Here is a 1,777-nt window from a genome sequence, read left to right as displayed (position 1 = left end):
GCGACGTGCCCATGCGGATCGCCTGCGCCACCATGCGCAGCCGGTCGGGCGTCGGCGTGCCGAGCGCGGCGCGGATGGCGTTGCGGTCGTCGGCATGGTTGGCCGTCGCCGCACCGTAGCCGAGGCCGGGGATCTCGATTTCGTCGAGGCCGGTCAGGCCGGTTTCCAGTCCACGCAGCGCTTTCTGCAGCGATTCCTGAAAAGTGCGGCCGATGGCCATGACTTCGCCGACCGACTTCATGGCGGTGGTCAGCACCGGCTCGGCGCCGGGGAATTTCTCGAAGGCGAAACGCGGGATTTTCGTCACGACGTAATCGATCGACGGCTCGAAGGAGGCCGGCGTGGCGCCACCGGTGATGTCGTTCTCCAACTCGTCCAGGGTGTAGCCAACGGCGAGCTTTGCCGCGATCTTGGCGATCGGGAAACCGGTCGCTTTCGAGGCCAGAGCCGACGAGCGCGAGACGCGCGGGTTCATCTCGATCACGACCAGGCGGCCGTCGGCCGGGTTGACGGCGAACTGCACGTTGGAGCCGCCGGTCTCGACGCCGATCTCGCGCAGCACGGCGATCGAGGCGTTGCGCATCATCTGGTATTCTTTGTCGGTCAGCGTCAGCGCCGGAGCGACGGTGATCGAGTCGCCCGTGTGCACGCCCATCGGGTCGATGTTCTCGATCGAGCAGACGATGATGCAATTGTCCGCCCTGTCGCGGACGACCTCCATCTCATACTCCTTCCAGCCGAGCACGCTTTCCTCGATCAGCACTTCGGTGGTCGGCGAGGCATCGAGGCCGGACTGGACGATCTCGTAGAATTCGGCCCTGTTATAGGCGATGCCGCCGCCGGTGCCGCCCATGGTGAAGGACGGGCGGATGATGGCCGGCAGGCCGACATGGTCGAGCGCCTGTGCGGCGATCGCCATGCCATGGCTGATGTAGCGCTGCTTGCGGTCGCCTTCGCCGAGGTTCCAGCGGGTCTCCAGCGCGTCGAGCGCGGCATCGAGATCGGCAGGCGCCTCGGCCTTGACGGCGGCGCGCTCGGCCTCATGCGTCTTGCGGTCGGTGTTCTTGACGTCGGTGGCGTTGGCCAGCATCGACTTCGGCGTTTCCAAGCCGATCTTCTTCATCGCCTCGCGAAACAGCGCGCGGTCCTCGGCCTTGTCGATGGCCGTGGCGTCGGCGCCGATCATCTCGACATTGTAGCGCTCGAGCACACCCATGCGGCGCAGCGACAGAGCGGTGTTGAGCGCGGTCTGGCCGCCCATGGTCGGCAGCAGCGCGTCGGGCCGCTCCTTGGCGATGATCTTGGCGACCACTTCGGGCGTGATCGGCTCGATATAGGTGGCGTCGGCCAGTTCCGGGTCGGTCATGATGGTGGCTGGGTTGGAATTGACCAGGATGACGCGGAAGCCTTCCTCCTTCAGCGCCTTGCAGGCCTGGGTTCCGGAATAGTCGAACTCGCAGGCCTGGCCGATGACGATGGGGCCGGCCCCGATGATCAGGATCGACTTGATGTCAGTGCGTCTTGGCATGTCAAAGGTCCGTTCGGCGGGCGGCTTGCACAAAAAACCGGGACGGGAAGACCCGGCCGGTTGTGCTCGCGATTCTGGTATCAGGCTAGGAGGGCCTTATAGGGAAGAGTTTTAACTGATGTAACCCCGAAAATGAGGGTTGTTGTGGGCGGCGCCAGCCGAGAAGCGCCTTGTTCCGGCGCGCCCCCCTTTACCCTGCCAGGCATCTCCCCCTCAAGGGGCAGGGCTATCGCATATGGACTCCTGAGA

The 1,777-nt window shown here is 65.0% G+C and carries 1 protein-coding gene; it reads right to left on the bottom strand.

The window, feature by feature from the left end:
* The coding region (gene carB, locus EN939_RS32755) for a carbamoyl-phosphate synthase large subunit (RefSeq protein ID WP_127271647.1) at window positions 1-1,528 on the bottom strand (1,528 nt) is incomplete at its 3' end.
* Window positions 1,529-1,777 lie beyond the last annotated feature (249 nt).

Origin of the sequence: Mesorhizobium sp. M7A.F.Ca.CA.002.05.1.1 (genome assembly GCF_003998335.1) — a bacterium.
GTDB lineage: Bacteria > Pseudomonadota > Alphaproteobacteria > Rhizobiales > Rhizobiaceae > Mesorhizobium.
Note: the sequence above shows the minus strand (reverse complement) of the source record. Positions and strands in the feature narration are given on the sequence as shown.